Origin of the sequence: Silvimonas terrae, from assembly GCF_014202765.1 — a bacterium.
GTDB classification, from domain to species: domain Bacteria; phylum Pseudomonadota; class Gammaproteobacteria; order Burkholderiales; family Chitinibacteraceae; genus Silvimonas; species Silvimonas terrae.
On record NZ_JACHHN010000008.1, the window covers coordinates 1 to 18,683 of the forward strand.

The 18,683-nt window shown below is 58.6% G+C and carries 20 protein-coding genes; 9 read left to right on the forward strand and 11 right to left on the reverse strand.

Annotated elements, in window-relative coordinates; translation table 11 throughout:
• The 9 genes from HNQ50_RS22395 to HNQ50_RS16965 all read right to left on the reverse strand — a co-directional run.
• On the reverse strand, nt 1-1,430 hold a 1,430-nt coding region (locus HNQ50_RS22395), incomplete at its 3' end, for a DNA translocase FtsK (RefSeq protein WP_184102392.1).
• 157 nt (nt 1,431-1,587) lie between these two features.
• Entirely contained in the window at nt 1,588-2,325 is a 738-nt protein-coding gene (locus HNQ50_RS16930) for a flagellar motor protein (RefSeq protein ID WP_184102393.1), read from the reverse strand.
• A gap of 84 nt (nt 2,326-2,409) precedes the next feature.
• Entirely contained in the window at nt 2,410-3,156 is a 747-nt protein-coding gene (locus tag HNQ50_RS16935; RefSeq protein ID WP_184102394.1) for an RNA polymerase sigma factor FliA, read from the reverse strand.
• A gap of 155 nt (nt 3,157-3,311) precedes the next feature.
• Complete coding sequence (gene rsgA, locus HNQ50_RS16940; RefSeq protein ID WP_184102395.1) at nt 3,312-4,190, reverse strand: ribosome small subunit-dependent GTPase A; 879 nt, start codon at nt 4,188-4,190, stop codon at nt 3,312-3,314.
• A 3-nt stretch (nt 4,191-4,193) separates the two neighbouring features.
• Nucleotides 4,194-5,441 (reverse strand): M48 family metallopeptidase, encoded by a 1,248-nt coding sequence (locus HNQ50_RS16945; protein WP_184102396.1) that lies wholly within the window; start codon nt 5,439-5,441, stop codon nt 4,194-4,196.
• Between the two features lie 81 nt (nt 5,442-5,522).
• Nucleotides 5,523-6,968, reverse strand: coding sequence for a cytochrome c (locus tag HNQ50_RS16950; protein WP_184102397.1), 1,446 nt, complete (start codon nt 6,966-6,968; stop codon nt 5,523-5,525).
• A gap of 15 nt (nt 6,969-6,983) precedes the next feature.
• Nucleotides 6,984-8,606, reverse strand: a complete 1,623-nt coding sequence (locus HNQ50_RS16955) for a GMC family oxidoreductase (protein WP_184102398.1) — start codon at nt 8,604-8,606, stop codon at nt 6,984-6,986.
• Between the two features lie 14 nt (nt 8,607-8,620).
• A complete protein-coding gene (locus HNQ50_RS16960) occupies nt 8,621-9,160 on the reverse strand; it encodes a sugar dehydrogenase complex small subunit (protein ID WP_184102399.1) in 540 nt (179 codons plus the stop codon).
• A 134-nt stretch (nt 9,161-9,294) separates the two neighbouring features.
• Nucleotides 9,295-9,777 (reverse strand): DoxX family protein, encoded by a 483-nt coding sequence (locus HNQ50_RS16965; protein ID WP_221303232.1) that lies wholly within the window; start codon nt 9,775-9,777, stop codon nt 9,295-9,297.
• A gap of 84 nt (nt 9,778-9,861) precedes the next feature.
• Here HNQ50_RS16965 and orn point away from each other — a divergent pair, with 84 nt between their 5' ends.
• The 4 genes from orn (at nt 9,862) to hslO (ending at nt 13,061) form a co-directional block, all read left to right on the forward strand.
• Nucleotides 9,862-10,431, forward strand: a complete 570-nt coding sequence (gene orn, locus HNQ50_RS16970; protein ID WP_184102400.1) for an oligoribonuclease — start codon at nt 9,862-9,864, stop codon at nt 10,429-10,431.
• Nucleotides 10,432-11,068: 637 nt separating this feature from the next.
• Complete coding sequence (locus HNQ50_RS16975; protein WP_184102401.1) at nt 11,069-11,572, forward strand: CinA family protein; 504 nt, start codon at nt 11,069-11,071, stop codon at nt 11,570-11,572.
• Complete coding sequence (locus tag HNQ50_RS16980) at nt 11,569-12,144, forward strand: MFS transporter (RefSeq protein ID WP_184102402.1); 576 nt, start codon at nt 11,569-11,571, stop codon at nt 12,142-12,144. Before HNQ50_RS16975 ends, HNQ50_RS16980 begins: the two co-directional genes overlap by 4 nt.
• A gap of 50 nt (nt 12,145-12,194) precedes the next feature.
• Nucleotides 12,195-13,061, forward strand: a complete 867-nt coding sequence (hslO, locus tag HNQ50_RS16985; protein WP_184102403.1) for an Hsp33 family molecular chaperone HslO — start codon at nt 12,195-12,197, stop codon at nt 13,059-13,061.
• A 56-nt stretch (nt 13,062-13,117) separates the two neighbouring features.
• On the opposite strand, the gene HNQ50_RS16990 is transcribed toward hslO, so the two are convergent.
• Nucleotides 13,118-13,264 (reverse strand): hypothetical protein, encoded by a 147-nt coding sequence (locus HNQ50_RS16990; RefSeq protein WP_184102404.1) that lies wholly within the window; start codon nt 13,262-13,264, stop codon nt 13,118-13,120.
• A 77-nt stretch (nt 13,265-13,341) separates the two neighbouring features.
• Between HNQ50_RS16990 and HNQ50_RS16995 the strand changes: the two genes are divergently transcribed.
• From HNQ50_RS16995 to HNQ50_RS17010, 4 genes are read left to right on the forward strand one after another with little or no spacing between them, the layout of a single operon-like run.
• A complete protein-coding gene (locus HNQ50_RS16995; RefSeq protein WP_184102405.1) occupies nt 13,342-14,310 on the forward strand; it encodes an ABC transporter substrate-binding protein in 969 nt (322 codons plus the stop codon).
• 6 nt (nt 14,311-14,316) lie between these two features.
• Nucleotides 14,317-15,147 (forward strand): ABC transporter permease, encoded by an 831-nt coding sequence (locus HNQ50_RS17000; protein WP_184102406.1) that lies wholly within the window; start codon nt 14,317-14,319, stop codon nt 15,145-15,147.
• Complete coding sequence (locus HNQ50_RS17005) at nt 15,140-15,937, forward strand: ABC transporter ATP-binding protein (protein ID WP_308419178.1); 798 nt, start codon at nt 15,140-15,142, stop codon at nt 15,935-15,937. The genes HNQ50_RS17000 and HNQ50_RS17005 overlap by 8 nt, the downstream gene beginning before the upstream one ends.
• Nucleotides 15,938-15,995: 58 nt before the next feature.
• Complete coding sequence (locus HNQ50_RS17010) at nt 15,996-16,598, forward strand: hypothetical protein (RefSeq protein ID WP_184102407.1); 603 nt, start codon at nt 15,996-15,998, stop codon at nt 16,596-16,598.
• Nucleotides 16,599-16,626: 28 nt separating this feature from the next.
• On the opposite strand, the gene HNQ50_RS17015 is transcribed toward HNQ50_RS17010, so the two are convergent.
• Nucleotides 16,627-17,271 carry a DUF924 family protein gene (locus HNQ50_RS17015; RefSeq protein WP_184102408.1) on the reverse strand — a complete coding sequence of 215 codons (645 nt, stop codon included), beginning with the start codon at nt 17,269-17,271 and terminating at the stop codon, nt 16,627-16,629.
• Nucleotides 17,272-17,572: 301 nt separating this feature from the next.
• Here HNQ50_RS17015 and trpS point away from each other — a divergent pair, with 301 nt between their 5' ends.
• A complete protein-coding gene (gene trpS / locus HNQ50_RS17020) occupies nt 17,573-18,595 on the forward strand; it encodes a tryptophan--tRNA ligase (RefSeq protein ID WP_184102409.1) in 1,023 nt (340 codons plus the stop codon).
• Nucleotides 18,596-18,683: the final 88 nt, after the last annotated feature.

Sequence of the window (18,683 nt, forward strand, 5' to 3'; positions counted from 1 at the left end):
GGGTCGACCATGATGAAGCGCACTTCGTCCGGCGTGGCCTTGTACAGCAAGGACAGGATCATGGCGTTCACGCCGACCGACTTGCCCGAGCCGGTGGTACCGGCGACCAGCATGTGCGGGGCTTTGGCGAGGTCGGTGACCACCGGTTTGCCGGTGATGTCCTTGCCCAGGGCCATGGTGAGTTTGGAACTCTGCGCATGGAACGGTTCGGAACTGAGGATTTCCGAGAGGCGAATCATCTGGCGCGTCGGGTTCGGCAGTTCCAGACCCATGCAGGTCTTGCCGGGAATGGTTTCGACCACGCGGATAGAGACCAGACCCAAAGCGCGGGAGAGGTCTTTCATCAGGTTCACAATCTGCGAACCCTTCACGCCCGTGGCCGGGTCGATTTCGTAGCGGGTAATCACCGGGCCAGGGTAGGCGGCGATGACTTTGACTTCCACGTTGAAGTCAGCCAGCTTGCGTTCAATCAAACGGCTGGTGAACTCCAGCGTTTCATGGCTGATGGTTTCCTGCGCGGCGATGGGTGCGGCCAGCAGACTCAGTGCGGGCAGGCTGGCTTCGCCGGGCGGCAAATCGGTAAATTCAAACAGTGAGGGCTGGGCAGCTTTTTTCAGTTCTTGCGCGGCTTTCTTTTCTTCTGCCTTGACCACGGCCTTGGCCACCGGGATTTCCATAACCGGTTCGGAAATGACCAGTGGCGGCGCTTCGTCTTTCTTCTTCTTTTGAACGCTCACGCGTTCTTCACGCGCGACAGAGGCTTGCCGGCCAATGCGCCGGTCTTGTGCTGCCTGCCAGGTATCAATGACTTTGAGGACGGCCCATTCAACGATGGCTCCGATGCGTTCCATCAAATCCAGCCAGGACAAGCCAGTAAACAGGGAAACGCCGACAGCCCATAAAGCGGCGAGCAGCACAGTGGCACCGGTAAAACCCAGTCCGTGATACAACCAGCCGCCCAGTGCCAGCCCCAGTGCACCGCCAGGAGAGAGCGGCAGGTTGAAATGGATGGAGTGCAGCCGCAGTGCTTCCATGCTGCAACTGGACAACACGATGGCCAGAAAACCCACGCAGGCCAGAAACACCACCGGGCGGGAGGATTCACTCACGCGATCCAGCCGGCGATAGCCCCACCAGATCGCCGCAAACAGAAACGCGACCCACCACCAGGCCGAAAAGCCGAAGACCGCCAGCAAAATATCAGAGAGATACGCGCCAAATGCGCCGCCACGGTTGTGGATATCTGCCCGGGTGGCACTGTGTGACCAGCCAGGGTCGGCGTTGTGGTAGGTGGCCAGTGCCAGCACCAGATACAGCACGGCTGCAACCAGCAGCAGCCACCACGACTCGCGCAGTACGTTCGCCAGTTGCGGCGGCAAGGCCGAACGCGAAGAGGCGTTAGAGACATTTTTCTTGCGAAAGAAAGCCATGTTTCCTGGAGCAGTGGACTGGAATATTCAGACTTGGGGATTATAACGACAAGCTGGCAGCGACAGGCGTCGCCGGCTGTAAATCGTTGATATTGTGGCAAGCCACCGGTCAGGTGGCAGGCGGGTGTCGCACGGTTAAGACACCTGCGTGGCGGGATTACAGATAGGCAGCCAGCTTGCTTTCCATCATGCGCGGGTTTTCACCGTTGGCGATGGTGATCAGGCCTTCGGTGAGCATCTCGCGGCGGCGTACTTCCGTACCGATATGAAATTTGAGCTTGTTGGCGATCGGCAGCAGGATCAGGTTGGCCGACCCCACACCGTAAATGGTGGCCACAAAGGCCACCGCAATGCCGGCCCCGAGGCGAGAGGGGTCCGAGAGGTTTTCCATCACGTGGATCAGACCTAGTACCGCACCCAGAATGCCGATGGTAGGGGCATAGCCGCCAGCGGCTTCCCAGATTTTGGCCGCAGCGCGGGCGTGTAACTCCCACGCGTCAATGTCCAGTTCCATGGCGTGACGGATGGTGTCTGGCTCGGCGCCATCGACCAGCATTTGCAAACCGCGTTTGACGAAGGGGTCTTTTTCGCTCTGGACAAACTGTTCCAGCCCCAAAAGACCCGTGCGGCGGGCTTGCTGGCTCCAGGTCGTCAGCGTGTTGAGAATGCGGCGGAAATCGTGAACAGGGGGTACGAAGACCCATTTGACCATGCGCATCCCGGCGACAAAGTCCACCACGCGGCTTTGCAGCATGACGGCGCCCGCGGTGCCGCCAATGACGATCAAAAAGGCGGTGAATTGCAGCAGGGAGGCGATATGACCGCCTTCCAGCCATTGGCCAAGAGTAATGGCAACAAGGCCAAGCAAGAGGCCGATGACACTGATTTTATCCATGCGCCTGGAAGGTCTTTGTTGTTCAGTTTATTTCGGCTGAAAAAGCGTTTTCTTTAATTGTTTTAATGTTCAATGGTCAGAAAATCAGCGATGCAGCCAGTCTTTGAGCTGGGCGCGCAACCGGCCGATGGCCTGGCTGTGCAGTTGTGAGACTCTTGATTCAGTGACACCCAGTACGGCGCCAATTTCTTTCAGATTCAGTTCTTCATCGTAGTACAGCGCCATGACGAGTTGTTCCCGCTCCGGCAATTTCTTGATGCCCTCGACCAGCATGCTTTTGAAGCCGGCATCCGCAATCTGGTTAAACGGGTTGGCAGAGTGATCTGCGGCGACCTGATCCAGATAATTGTTGTGCTCGTCTTCATCTTCAAAATCTTCGTAGTACACCAGCTGGTGCCCGCGCGCATCGGCCAGCATGCGTTGGTATTCATCCAGCGGCAGCCCCATGGAACGGGCGATTTCGCTTTCAGACGGGGCGCGGCCTAACTGGTGTTCCAGGGTGGACAGTGCGTTTTCAATTTCCCGCATATTGCGCCGCGTCTGGCGTGAGGCCCAGTCGGCATTGCGCAATTCATCCAGCATTGCCCCGCGAATGCGCTGCGAGGCAAAGGTTTCAAACTGTACCCCAGCCCCGGGGTCGAAATTGCGGGCGGCTTCCATCAGCCCCATCAGACCGACCTGGATCAGGTCTTCCACATCCACGCTGGCCGGCAGGCGCGACACCATGTGGTAAGCGATCCGCTTGACCAGCGGCGCATGCCTGGTAACCCGATCGTCGTCGCCGGCGTTCTGGGTCTGTTTGTAAAGATGCATAGCGCGTTGTGCGGGCATTGGCAGGGCTGCAGATTACGGCAATATCAATATAACAAATCGGGTGCGTCATGCAGCGACAGACGTGTAGCGGGCGTATGGGCAGGCGCTTTCGCTACCTGATTGTCATATCAATGACCCGTACTCGGCAACCCGCTCGTAAGCTTTTGGAGTTTTTACCAGGCATTTCCTTGCGCAAGCTCATCTTGCAGGCGTTGTAGCAAAGCAAGCCGGGAGGGTGCGATCGCACCGTCGGTCACGCCCTGGCGCATGGCGCAGTCGGGCTCCTGACGATGTCGGCAATTGTGAAAACGGCATTGGCCCACAAAGGGGCTTAGATCCGGCATCAAGCCCGGCAGGGCTTCTGCCTTGATGTGGGCCAGACCAAAAGACTGTACGCCAGGAGAATCAATCAGGTCTGACTGGCTATCCAGGTGGTACAGCGTGGCATGGGTGGTGGTGTGCTTGCCGCTATCGAGCGCGGTGGAAATGTCGTTGACCCGCGCACCCGCTTCCGGAATCAGCGCGTTGAGCAGGGTGGATTTACCCATGCCCGATTGCCCCACCAGTACCGAAATATGTCCTTGCAAACGCTCGCGTAGCGGCGAGGCATCTTCTTTGGCAGAGAGTGCCAGCAGCGGGTAACCCAGCTTTTCGTAATAAGCGAGTGCGTCCCGGGCCGCAGCGGCTTCGGGTAGATCACACTTGTTCAAGAGGATCAGCGGTGAGATGTCCTGCGATTCTGCGGCAATCAGCGTGCGGCCGATCAACTCGTCCAGATAACTGGGCACTGGCGCCACGACGATCACAATCTGGGTGACATTGGCCGCAATCAGTTTGGAGCGCCATTGGTCCGAACGGTACAGCAGCGACTGGCGCGGCTGGACTTTCTCGATGACCGCCTGCTCGCCATTGAGGACCTGAATATCGACAAGGTCACCGCAGGCAAAGTCAGATTTCTTGCCGCGGGCACTGGCAGAAAGACGCTGGCCGGTGGCGGTTTCGACGATATAAACACGGCCATGACTGGCGACGATGCGAGCGCTGTCTGTCATGCGTCAGGCCAGCCGTTTGAGGGCGGCAACGCGCAGACTGGCTGGCGGATGGCTGTCGTAATACACGCTATGCAACGGGTCTGGCGTGAGTGTGGAGGCGTTGTCACGGTACAGCTTGACCAGCGCGTTGATCAGATCACTGGCCGAGGCCTGTTCTGCCGCGTAGGCATCGGCCTCAAACTCATGTTTGCGCGACAACCAGGAGCCCAGTGGCGCAAACAGAAAGGTAAACACCGGCAGCACCATGAAAAACAGGATCAGCGCGCTGGCGGTCGCCTGGGTCTGCACGCCAAGGCCATGGTAGAACCAGGGTGTTTGCATCAATTGGCCTAACAACCACAACAGCCCCAGCATCAACACAAAAGTAAAGCCGATGCGCTTGATGATGTGGCGGCGCTTGAAATGTCCCAACTCATGCGCCAGCACGGCTTCAATTTCGTCGCCGTCCAGTTGCTTGAGCAAGGTGTCAAAAAATACGATGCGCTTGGATTTGCCCAGCCCGGTGAAATAAGCGTTGCCATGGCTGGAGCGTTTGGAGCCATCCATCATGAAAATGCCACTGGCAATAAAGCCGCAACGGGTCAACAGCGCTTCAATGCGCAACCGCAGGCTTTCGTCGGGCAGCGGTTCAAACTTGTTGAATAGCGGCGCGATCCAGGTGGGGAACACCCACATTACAAACAGGCTGAAGCCCATCCAGGTGACCCAGACCCAAACCCACCAATGCGCGCCCATTTGCTGCATCAGCCACAATACAAAGGTCACCAGCGGCAGGCCCAGAACAGCGGCGATCCCGGCGGTTTTGAGCAGGTCGCCCCAGAAAATGCCCGGCGTACTCTGGTTGAAACCATATTTGGCCTCGATACCAAAGGTACTGTGCCAGGAAAACGGCAAGCTCAGCAGCGTCTGGATGATCGCCACCATGGCAATCATCGCGACGCCCGCACCGATGCCTGTGCCAAACCAGTGCTGCGCCAGTTGCATCAGCCATTCAATGCCACCACCCAGCGTGAAGGCGGCCAGCACCATGGCTTCAAAGACGGTATGCACCATACCAAAGCGCGTTTTCTCAACCGTATAGCCGGCTGCGCGCTGGTGCGATGTCAGCATGATGCTGCCGACAAAAGCCTCTGGCACAACGTTGCGATGCCGGCGCACGTGGTTGATCTGGCGTGCGGCCAGCCACAGTTGCAGCAGCACGCTGGCGGCCAGGGCGAAAACGAAAAGGGCGGAAAACTGGGTGGGTGTCATTCAGGATCACTGATGCGCGGGTTTGCGGGGCAATACGTGGCTTGTCAGTATGCCACAGTTTTGCCCGCTACCCGCGCTGGCTCAAGGCGTGCGTGGCGTGGGAGAGGGGCGCGCTACATGGCGCAATTTGCGCTGTCGCGCACTGCGCCAGCCGCCCAGAATCAGCAACAGCGCAAACAGCATCAGCACGACCGGCAATACACGGGGCAATTTGGCGAGCAGTGGCGGCTCACCGCCTTTTCGCGAGGCAGCGACCTCCTCGGGCGTGACGTGGACGTTGGTGTTGCCGAACCGTTGCAACGTGTAATTGGCCAGCGTGGCGATATCCGCATCCGACAAGGGGTTGATCAGGCTGCCGGGGCCAAAACCAGGCATGAAGGCGTGGTGGCCGTCCGGCAGTGGCCGGTCTACCCCGTTCAGGATTACGGCGATCAGGTTGCTGGGGTTAAGGTGTCCCAACGCCGTGTTGTTGGTGAGCGATGGGTAGGCGGTGTCGGTCGTGCCCATGCCATTGGCTTGATGGCAACTGGCGCAATTGGCGCTGAACAATTCGGCCGCGCTGGTTGGGCGGTTACTTTGGGTGACGCCCGCCGTACCGCGCAAGCTATCGTCGTCATTGGCCGGGCTACCCCATGCCCAGGCGGGTTTGCTGTCGGCGGTATTGCGGATGGGGGCGATGGTTTTGAGGTAGGTCGCCATGGCCTGCAGGTCTGGGTCGGTCAGATGGCTTAAGCTGTCAGAGACCGCTTCGGCCATCGGGCCGGCGGCCGCAGCTTTGCCCGCGACATGGCCGGTTTTGAGGTATTGCACCAGTTCCGCCTGGGTCCAGCCGCCAACGCCGCTGACGGGGTCGGCGGTGATATTGGGCGCATACCATGCACCCAGTTGCCCGCCGGCAAATGGCGCGTCCGGGTTTTCTGCCATCAGCATGTTGCGGGGCGTGTGGCAGGCGCTGCAATGTTCCAGTGCTTCTACCAGATACTTGCCGCGATTGAAGTCCTCACTCTTGCCTTGTTCTGGCTGGAAAACCCGTGGGTCCAGAAACAAGCTGTTCCAGACGGCCATGGAGAGCCGGATGTTGAACGGAAACGGCAACCGCGTGCGACGTGGCTGGGCATCTACCGGTTTCACGCCATGCATCAGATAGGCATAGAGCGCCTCGACGTCTTCTGGCTGCAGCTTGGCGTAGGCGGTGTAGGGCATGGCCGGGTAGAGGTGCGCGCCATCTTTGCGGATGCCCCGGCGCAAGGCGTTGTCGAAATCTTGTAGCGTGTAGTTGCCAATCCCGGCCGAAGTGGACGGCGTGATGTTGGACGAATAAATAGTGCCCAACGGCGAGGCAATGCCGTAACCACCCGCAAACGGCTGGCCGGTACGCGGCACGGTATGACAGGCAATACAGTCGGCGGCGCGGGCCAGATACTCGCCGCGCTTGATCTGTTCCGGGCTGACCTCAGCAGCCTGCGCCAGCGCAGAAACAAGCATCAGGGCCGCAAGGGCAAAGGGGCGAAGAAGACGGCAGGTCATGGTAGCGCTCCCGTCTTAACTGGTGGTGCGCCCAAGCTGGCGCTTGAGCGTGTCGGCAATACGCAAGGACAGCGCGGCGATGGTCAGCGTGCAGTTCACACTGCCGGCCGACGCCATCACCCCGCTGGTAGCCAGATACAGATTGGCGTGGTCGTGCGCGCGACAATCGCCATCGACCACCGAGTCTTTGGGGTTTTGTCCCATGATGACCGAGCCCATCAGGTGATTGTTGGGGGCAAATTTGTCATCAAACGTCACCTCGGTCCCGCCAAACAACTGGGCAATTTTTGCGTAGGACTCATGCGTATGTTCGGCGCTGCGCTTGGTGTAATCCCCAATCTTGTAGGTGATTTCCATGCGGGGCAGGCCCAGCGGGTCTTTCTGGTCTGACAGGACGAGGCGGTTGTCCGGCTCCGGCAAAATGTCATGAAAACTGTTGATGTTGACCGTATGCGCGGCCCGGTAGCGGATTTCTTCATCCAGCTTCTTGCCCACCAGCCCCATCGACAAGGCTTTTTCTGTGGCCTTGCGCGTCTGGGACTGGTTATTGAGGTGCAACTTCTTGCTGGCCCACTCCCGCCGGAAATCCCCGTCGCGGTGATCGACAATCGAGGTCAGCTCCATCGGCCCGCGGCCCGGCCAGAGCGGCTCATTGGCCAGAAAGGTTATGCCAGTGCCGGGGTGATCCATCAGATTACGGCCTACCTGGTCTGAACTGTTGGCCAGGCCACTGGCAAATTTGTCGGTGGTCGACATCAACAGGATTTTGGCTGATTCCAGGGCATTGGCCGCCAGCACGAAATACTTGCCGGTGACCCGATGACTGTTGCCGTCCGGGTCTTTGTAGAGCGCAGCAATGATGTTGTCGTGAGCGTCTACTTCCAGCCGGTACACCACCGCATTGGTCAGCAATCGCGTACCCGCGCGTTCGGCTTTGAGCACATGGATGATGCCGCTGTACATGGCGGCAATCGGGCAGATGGGCATGCAGTTGTTGTTGCCACAGCACGTCGGGCGCTCGTCGTAGGGCCGGCTGTTGCGGGCCACCGGTTCGGCCACCAGATTGAACCCGTTGGCGTTGAGGACATCGTGGAACCGCTGGTCGTTGTAAGACAGCGGCAGGTGATCCATCGGGTAGGGCTGCTTGCGCGGTGAGCCCAGGTCTGTGCCGTCGTTGGGCCCGGAAACCCCGAGTTCCAGCTCGGCCTTGTAGTACCAGGGTTCCAGATCGGCATAGCTGATCCCCCAGTCCCGGCCCACGCCGTAGACCTGCTTCATATGAAAATCATTGGGCAGAAAGCGCCAACAGGACGCGGCCCAGTGCCAGGTGGTGCCGCCAACGACCCGCAGATATTGCGAGGCATAAGACTGCGCATCCGGGCCTTTGAGGATCAGATAGTTGTTGTCGGGCCCGTATTCCGGGTGCGGCGCGTGTCTGGCGGCCGGGTAGGGGCGCTGGTTATCATCTTTGGCGGCGCCATTGCGGTAGTTTTCGACAATGCGCCAGCGTTCCAGCCGGGGGCCGGCTTCCAGCATCAGCACTGACGCCCCGGCGGCAGAGAGATCATGCGCCACCAGCGCACCGGCTACCCCTGAACCAATGACAATGACATCCGCAGATTGATTGTTTGCGCTCATGAAGAGGGTCCGGGTCAGTTCAGCGGTGGTTTGGCCGACCAGTACAGCGGTGCGGCCTGGCAGTAAGAGGGCGGCATGGTGGCGTCTTTGACCAGATCGAACATCAAGGCGCTGGCATAAGTAATCACAATGGCATCCGGGCCGTCACCCACCACACCGGAATACCACGCGGCAATGATGTTGCGCGCGGTCTTGGCCAGTTCTGGCTGGTTGGCATCCAGCGCGGTGAGCAATTCTTCGGCATTGGTCAGGCTGTTGGTTTGCGCTTCGCCCGCAATCTGCCGCAGCTTGCTGTCCAGCTGATTGTCTTTGGTGCTCAGCGCTGAATAAAAACGGTGTGCGACGGCGGTATCCAGTTGCGCCCGCCCGGTCAGTAATTGCGAGAGCTGCAAAAACTGGCTGTCTTGCGCAGGCGTATCGGCAAAGACCACCGAGACCAGTCGCCCGGAAACGGCCAGCGTCCCCAGCAGCAAGCCAGATGCCAGCAACAGACGGCGGCGGGTGGGCTGGGGGAGTAGCGCATCGGCGTGAATGGGCGAATCACGATCATTCATGGTTCAGGCGCTCCAGGGGTCGGGGCAGGCAGTGCCAGCCGGGTCTATTGAGTGTCGGCAGCCAGCGGGCGAAGGGCAAGGTCAACCATGCGCCAAACGTTGTGAGAATCCGCCGACACGATGCTCATCCGGGCTTAATCCGGCCGCAGCGCAAAGCGCCCGCTACCCGCGCCGGCCAGCGCCAGATAGCCGCCAGCAATGGCGATGTTCTTCCAGAAGTGGATGAACTGGTTGCCGTGCTGGGCGGCATCGGCCACCGCCCAGAAATTATGGAAAAACAACGCCGCCGCCACGGTATAGATCGCAAATACCCAGGCCAGCAGGCGGGTCTGCCAACCCAGCACCAGCAAGATGGCCAGCGGCAGTTCTACCAGGATGGCGATGATGATGCCGATCACCGGAAACGGCAGATCGTGGGCGGCGGCGTATTGCACGCTGCCATCAAACGCGGTCAATTTGGAAAAACCGCTCAACAGATAAAGCGCGGCGAGCAGAACGCGCGCCGCCAGCAAACTGATATCACGATTGGGTAACGGCGCGGCCATGGTGCTCTCCTGGTAGACGCAGGCGCTGGCGTTGCCCGGCGCACCTGTCATTTCTTTCTTGTTGAGCGCCATGCCAATGTCAAGCCGAGCGCGGGCCAACCGGGGGATGCGCTATAATCTGGCCATTCTGCAATCAGGCAAGCTAAGGACACGCAAATGGCACAAGACCAGAACAATCTGCTCTGGCTGGACATGGAAATGACCGGACTGGACCCGGACAATGATCGCATTATTGAACTGGCGATCGTGGTGACCGACGGCCAGTTGAATATCCTCGCCGAAAGCCCCTCCTGGGCCGTGCACCAGCCCGATAGCGTGCTGGACGCCATGGATGACTGGAACAAGGGCACGCACGGCCGCTCTGGTCTGATCGACCGCATCAAGGCATCCACCCTGAGCGTGGCCGATGTGGAGCGTGAGGCGCTGGCCTTTGTGCAGCAATACGTGCCGCAGCGCACCTCGCCCATGTGTGGCAACTCCATTTGCCAGGACCGCCGCTTTATGGCGCGCGGCATGCCGGAACTGGAAACCTGGTTTCACTACCGCAACCTGGACGTGTCCACCCTCAAGGAACTGTGCAAGCGCTGGCAGCCCGAGATTGCCCGCCAGTTCAAAAAGCAGGGCAAGCACACCGCGCTGGCAGACATTCACGAGTCTATTGAAGAACTCAAGTTCTACCGCGAACACTTCCTGCGCGTACCGGCCACACCACTGATTGTGGATTGATTGGTCCAACGCAACTGGCCCGCAATTGCGGGCCAGTGCTTTTGGCAGGTAGTAGTGCGGGCACAATGGGCGGTTGCGGTTGCGGTTGCGGTTGCGGTTGCGGTTGCTGTTGGGGTTGCCGCTGCTTTTGACTTTCCTCCCCATTAAAGCCCAGCGCCGAAGGAGTGGAGGGAGACCTTAGGCTCCCGACCGACTGAGGGAAGCCCGGAGGGCCGCCCGGCTGGGGTCGCCTTTCTTTGGTTACTTTCTTTGGCGAAGCAAAGAAAGTGACGTGGGCCCGGCACCCCGGGTATCTAAAATGCTTGTACTTGCGCCGCAGGCGCTAACACGGGTTTGAAGGTTTTGCCGTTTACGCTCTGGCCAGCAAAGGCCACCTTCAGCGGCCCCACTGGATTCCGGCTCAAGGCCGGAATGACGAAGTAGTTGAACACATAAGCGCTTGCCTGCTGGCAAACACTGCAACTGGATTCCCGCCAAAGGGGCCGCCGACGTCGGGAATGACGAAGTGGTAGTTGAAAGTATTCGACATCACACCATGTTGAACCAGACAGACATAAACCCCGCACCGCAAGGTGCTCAACACATCGCAATGGTGGATTGTCGCTAACGCTCCAAATCCACCCTACATATTGAAAATATGCCGCAAGACGCCACCTACCCCACTTACGTATTGGCCGAAGAACTCGGCCACCTCCTGCTCGCACGCGGTCAAAGCGTGACGACGGCAGAATCCTGCACAGGCGGCCTGATCGCCGGCGCGATCACCGACGTACCCGGTTCCAGTAGCTGGTTCGAGCGCGGTTTTGTCACCTATGCCAACACGGCCAAGATGGACATGCTGGGCGTGCCGCCCATGTTCCTCGATACCGTCGGCGCAGTCAGCGAGCCCGTGGTCGCTGCCATGGCGCAAGGCGCGGCAGATGCAGCGCGCGCGCAATGGGCGGTGGCGGTGTCTGGCGTGGCCGGGCCGGGTGGCGGCTCTGCGGAAAAGCCGGTGGGTCTGGTCTGGTTTGCCTGGGCCACGCCCATGGGCATAGAAACAGAACGCAAGATTTTCAGCGGTGATCGTCACGCCGTGCGCGCGGCCACCGTACAACATGCATTGCGCAAGCTCATCGCATTCATCAAGGATAATCAATGACCACGGTAGTGGTAGTCCGTAAAGGAAACCAGGTTGCCATTGCGGCAGACAGTCAGTCCACCTTTGGCGAAACCCGCCTGGGGTCCACGCTGGATGCACAATGGAACAAGATTTTTGAAGCCCACGGCGGGCATTTTGCAATCTCTGGCAGTGCTGCGCATGACCTCGTCTTGCAGGCCGCCCTCAAGAAACCCAAGAAACTGGACTTCAGCAGCCGTCCGGCCATTTTTGAGAGCTTTCGCAAACTGCACGTTAAACTGAAAGACGACTTCTTCCTTAAAACCGAAGAAGAAGACAACGACCCGTATGAATCCAGCCAGATGACCGTACTGCTGGCTAACCCGCATGGCATCTATGGCATTTTCAGCCTGCGTGAGGTCTACGAATACAGTCGTTTCTGGGCCATTGGCAGCGGTGCGGATTACGCGCTGGGCGCCATGCATGCCCATTACGACAACCCGAAAATGACTGCGGCAGATATTGCCCGCATCGGCGTTGAAGCCGGTTGCGCGTTTGACGTGAACTCGTCGCTGCCCATGACCAGCTATACCCTCGAACTGGCAAAACAGTAAATGCCGGTTTGACCCCGGAATCAGCCCGCAAAGGCCATCAGGAACACATCATGCAAGACATTCTGGAACGATTTGTATTTGAAGAAGCCCCCGTGCGCGGCGAAGTTGTGCAATTGCACGATACCGTGCATGAAGTGATGAGCCGTCACAACTACCCGCCAGTGCTGCAAAAGCGCATTGGTGAACTGATGGCCGCCGCCACGCTACTGTCGGCCACGCTCAAGTTTGAAGGCACCATGATCATGCAATTGCATGGCTCCGGCCCGGTCAAACTGATTGTGGTGGAATGCACCAGTGACATGACGCTGCGCGCCACCGCCCGTTGGGACGGCGACGTACCCGATGGCGAACTGGGCGATCTGCTGGGCAAGGGCCGTTTCATCATCACGCTGGACCCGGACGAAGGCGAAACCTATCAAGGCATCGTTGCCTACGAGCCGGGCCAAAGTGTGGCGCAGATTATCGAGCACTACATGCAGCACTCCGAGCAACTGGAAACCCGCATGTGGCTGACCAGCCAGAACGGCGGCGCGGCAGGTTTGCTGGTCCAGAAAATGCCCGCCGGCAAAGGCGATGCAGACGCTTGGGAGCGGGTGCAGAAACTGGCCGAAACCATTACTGACGATGAGTTGCTGGGCCTGACCCCGCGTGACGTGCTGTACCGGTTGTTCAACCAGGAAATCGTCCGCGTCTTCGACCCGCAAACCCCGCGCTTTGCATGTACCTGCTCACGCGAACGCGTTGGTGGCATGCTCAAGATGGTGGGCCGTGAAGAAGTGGAAAGCGTGATTGAAGAGCGCAAGAAGGTTGATGTCACTTGCGAATTCTGCGGCAAAGAATACGAGTTTGATGCTGTCGACGTCGCGCAGCTTTTCACCGGTGCTGCACCGGTGCCACCGGGGCCGCAAGTGCATTGATAACGGACCAGGTCGGTTTGTTGTGATCGCAAAAAAGGCGCCAACCGGCGCCTTTTTTATTGGTCGCCGCGCCGGATATACCACAGCGGCACTACAAAAATTCCCGCATCTTCTGCCAATTTCCGGCGCTTGCGCCACAATGACAACAGCTTATGCATTGGTGATATGGCCTGTTTCAAGCAGGTGATGTCACGCAAGTTCATGAAATAGATGCGTTTTTGTATGGCCGGTGTTACCTCCGGCCTTCAGGCAAACCGGATTGTGATTTCAGGAGTAAAGCATGCAAGCTCGCTGGTTTCTGGCAGGTGTGGTGCTGGCTGCAACGGCCAGCCAGGCGTTCTGTGACGACGATGTCATCCGCCTTGGCAACCTCAAGTTCGCCCATTACGGCGCCATCTCTTACATGAAAGAACTGGCGCCCAAATGCGGTATCAAGATTGAAGAACGCATGTTTGCCAAGGGTCTGGATATCATGCCGGCCATTGTCGCGGGGGATATCGATGTCGCCGCCAGCGCGGCCGATGCCGCCATTGCCGGCCGTGCGGGCGGGGCGCCGATCTACGCCGTGGCGGGCTTTGCCAAAGGTGGCGCGCGCATTGTGGTGGCGACGGGGTCGCCCATCAAAAAAGTAGCCGACATGAAAGGCAAGAAGGTCGGCGTGGCACGCGGCGGCGCACAGGAGCTCTTGCTGTTGGCGGAACTGGCCAAGGTTGGGCTGAGCTGGTCTGACCAGCCGGGCAAAGACGTGCAGATTGTCTACTTGCCGTTTGCCGACCTGAACCAGGCGCTGATGCAAAAACAGATCGACGCCATGGCGCAGTCTGAACCGCAAGCTTCACAAGCCATCAACAAAGGCTTTGGTACTGAACTGCTCAAGCCGTATGACACGCCGATGGGCGAGCCGATCCGCACCCTGGTGATGACGGAAAAGCTCTACAACAACAAGCCGCTGGCGGCCAAATTCATGAAGTGTTTTGTGCAATCCACCCGCACTTTTATGGATGACCCCAAGTTGGCGCAGAACTATGTCGTCAACAGCATGTTCAAGGGCCAGATCTCGGCGGATGACTACAAAGATGCCATCGAGAACTCGCCATTTGCCTACGAACTGACCACCGAACACATTCAAACCACGACAGACTTCATGGTCAAGTACGGGGTAGGGCGCATGGCCAAACCCCCGGTGGCCAAAGACTGGGTCAAGCTTGATCTGCTGGATCAGGCCAAAAAGTCGCTCAATGTGAAGTGAGGCAGCGTGGCAGATTTCCGTTTTAAAGCGGCCCTGCGCGGTGTGTGGGTGCCGCTGACGCTGCTGATCCTGTGGCAGTTGGCGTCTACCCTCAAATGGGTGAACCCGCAGGTGTTGCCATCGCCCGTGCAGGTAGTCGTGCGCTGGTGGGCGTATCTGACCCCGGCAGACCCGTACGATCCGGCGACGGGCAGCAAACTGGCCTGGTTGTTCTCTGGCGAACTGGTGCACGACGCCATCGGCAGCCTGACCCGCGTGGTGTCCGGCTTTGCCATTGGCGCCGTGCTGGCGCTGCCCCTGGGGCTGGCTATGGGCGCCAGTTCCCGCGTGAATGACTGGTTTAATCCGCTGGTTCAACTGATCCGGCCGATCCCGCCGATTGCATTTATTCCGCTGTCCATCCTGTGGTTTGGCCTGGGTAACCCGCCGGCCATCTTCCTGATTGCGCTGGGCGCGTTCTTTCCGATCCTGATGAACACCATCGCCGGTGTGCAGCATGTAGATGTCATTTACCTGCGCGCCGCCCGTAACCTGGGGGCAGACCGGTTCACGCTGTTTACGCGGGTGATCATGCCCGCCGCTACGCCGTATATCCTCTCTGGCGCGCGCATTGGCATGGGTACGGCGTTTATTGTGGTGATCGTGGCGGAGATGATCGCCGTGAACAATGGTTTGGGTTTCCGCATTCTGGAAGCGCGGGAGTATTTCTGGTCCGACAAGATCATTGCCGGCATGCTCAGTATTGGTCTGATTGGGCTAGCCATTGATCTGATCATGGCGCGGATCAACAACCACTTGCTGCGCTGGCATCGTGGTCTGGAGCGTGACCGTGGCTGAACCGCAAATCCGCATTGCCCATGCCGGCAAGGTGTTTACGTCTGCCGGGGGCGATGTTGAAGCCCTGCGCGATATTAATATGGATATCCCGGCCGGCCAGTTTGTCTGTCTGCTGGGGCCCTCTGGCTGCGGTAAATCCACGCTATTGAACGCGGTAGCCGGGTTTTCTCTGGCGAGTTCGGGGCAAGTGCTGGTCGATGGCAAACCGGTGACCGACACCGGCCCGGATCGCGGCATGGTGTTTCAGGAATACGCGCTGTTCCCGTGGATGACCGTGGCGCAGAACATCGGCTTTGGTTTGCAGATACGCAAAACGCCCGCCGCGACGATCAAGCAAACGGTGGAAGGGTTGCTGGAGACGCTGCGGCTGACTGAATTCAAAGACCGCTTCCCCAAGGATTTATCCGGCGGCATGCGCCAGCGCGTGGCGATTGCGCGGATTCTGGCGCTCGATTCCCCCATTATGCTGATGGATGAACCCTTCGGCGCGCTGGATGCGCTGACTCGCCGCAGCCTGCAAGATGAACTGTTGAAGATTCAGGCCGCGCTAAAAAAGACGGTACTGTTTGTCACGCACAGCATTGAGGAGTCCATTTACCTGGCCGACCGCATCATTGCGCTGTCTTACCGGCCGGGGACGGTGAAGCTGGATATTGCCGTGGATTTGCCCCGCCCGCGTGATGCCAGTTCGGCAGAGTTCAATGCGCTGAAACGGCAGTTGTCGGAAGTGGTGATGCATGAGCAGCAACGGCATCAGGAGGCGGAGGTACGTGGGTTGACGGTCGATTGAACGCGTCATCTTTTTTTACCCTGAAATCATTAGCGAACTACCCAACAAGAACGAATAGATGGCATCAGAATTTTCAATCAAACTGAACAAGAGATCATTATTCTTCGACGGGCTTGGCTGGCTTGCAGCATGTCTTGTAGCGCTAGGCGTATCGACAACGTGGGTATGTATTCTGTGGATGGATCCTGCACAAAAGGCCGGTAAATTTCTGGTATTCGCCAGCTTGCTGATGTTTTGTGTGTTTTTATATGGCTGCAAGACCGCGTTGTCGTTGTCTCGTTATTACCGGTTTATTAGTAGGTCGGAAAATCATTTCCTTGGTGTAGATGGGCGGGTGCTGACCTATCTGGACATCTATAAGGTTGAACTTGGCGGCATTCGAGAATGGAAATGGGTTCCTGCGAGCAACGCAAGATATCCCCGGACGCACATTGCCATTTACTGTGAAGGCGTGGTTGAAAGAAGCGCAAGGGCGTTGGCCTATGAACGGGCCAATGCGTCCACCAGATTGCTAAAGCGCGTTGGCGGGGCCTATGAGACTACATTGGTCCTGGATTTGAGCCTGTTTGAATATGACGTGAAGAAAGTTTTTCAGGTCACCGTAGACAGTCTGGTTGCCTATCATCATGCCCACAAACGTATCCTGGACGTGAGGGCCTGATGGCGGATATCCCTTTTCTTGCACGGAGCTAGAACCCGCTCCCCGGCAGCGCCAGATGTTCTTCTTCCGCTGCCGTATTCTCCCGCCCCAGCACCGCATTACGATGCGGGAACCGTCCAAACTCTTCGATCACGGCATGGTGCTTCACGGCGTAATCGTAATAGCTTTCCATTTCCGGATTGCCCTTGAATTGCGCCATGAGCGACACGCAGCGGTGCTGATGGTCCAGGTCTTCCGAGTGCTCCAGCGGTAGATAGAAAAACACCCGCTGTACTGGCGCAACCTGCTGATCCCAGCCGTGCTCCAGGGCCACACTGGCCCAATGCCGGGCACGTTCATCCTGAGCAAAGGCCTGGGCGGAGTCCCGGTACAGGTTGCGGCTGAACTGGTCCAGCAAGATCACCAGGGCCAGCGTGCCTTGTGCGTCTTTGGCCCAGCCATCCAGTTTGCCTTTGGCGGCATCGTGCAGCGCGCCTTCAAAGTGGCGGCGGATCACATGATCAAACGCATCGTCTTTCTCAAACCACACTGTGCGCGGCTGGTTAAAGTCCGGGTCATCCGGGCAGCCAAACCAGAACGCCAGGACGGTGTCTGGCGTGACTTTGTGCGGGCGGCGGCCGGATTTAACCTTGCCTTCCGGGCTGGCGCGGTGAATGAGTGGCGTATCGGACATGATCAATGCATACAAGGACAATGTTTCAGGATAACGCGTGCGCGCTCGCAGCGCCAAACCGCACCACAGCGCCGGTCGCCAGGCTTGACCGGGCTGGCTTGAGCGGGCAGACTGCCTGCCATGATTTTTACACCAGAATCGAAACCCGCTTTGGCCCATTGGTGGCGCTGCTCATAAGAGCAGTGCGTGGTTTCGTCTGTAAAACCCGGATTCTGCTCAAGCTGGCAAGCCGGGTTTTTTTTATGCGCGGCGTGCCGGCAGGGCACTCGGCAACCGAATTGAGATTTGAGGCGAGAACGTCATGTCTACCAATACCGTCACGTCCAGCGACATCATCCTGACCGGCGACCGCACCACCGGCCCGCTGCACCTTGGCCACTTTGTCGGCTCCTTGCGTAACCGCGTGGTGCTGCAGGATGTCTGCAAGCAATACCTCTTGCTGGCCGATACCCAGGCGCTGACCGACAACATGGGTAATTACACCAAGGTGAGTGACAACGTGCTGCAAGTGGCACTGGATTACCTGGCGGTGGGGATTGATCCGGCCAAGAGCACCATCTTTATCCAGAGCCTGGTGCCGGAACTGCCGGAACTGTTCTCGTATTATCTGAACCTGGTCACCGTATCCCGCCTGGAACGCAATCCGACCATCAAGGATGAGATCAAACTGCGTGGTTTTGAGCGGGATATCCCGGCCGGTTTCATGACGTACCCGGTAGCGCAGGCGGCGGATATCAGCGCATTCAAGGCCACCGTGGTGCCGGTGGGCGCGGATCAGATTCCGATGATTGAACAAACCAACGAAGTGGTACGCAAGTTCAACGCCAGTGTGAACCAGGAGATTCTGGTGGAATGCCGTGCGCTGGTGCCGGAAAACGGCGCACGTCTGCCGGGGATTGATGGCAAGGCCAAGATGTCCAAGTCGTTGGGCAACTCGCTCACGCTGGGCGCTTCAAGCGACGACATCACCAAAGCGGTGAAGATGATGTACACGGACCCGAACCACCTGCGTGTGGCTGACCCGGGCCAGGTAGAAGGCAACGTGGTATTCACTTATCTGGATGTATTTGATACGGATCTGGAGAAGGTTGCCGAGTTCAAGGCGCACTATCAGCGCGGCGGCCTGGGTGACAGTGTGATCAAGCGTTACCTGGAAGAAAAACTGCAAGCCCTGCTGGCCCCGATCCGCGCCCGACGTGAAGAACTGGCGGCCAATCCGGATCACGTGATGGCGCTGCTGAAGGCCGGGACTGACAAGGCGCGCGAGCAAACCTCAAAGACGCTGGATGAAGTGAAGCGGGCCATGGGGATTGTTTATTTCTGATGATTTCTGATGGGTTTTGCTGAGCGTGGCCGCTTCGGCGCGGCGCTGGAAAAAGGCAGCTTTGGCTGTCTTTTTTTATTACGGCAAG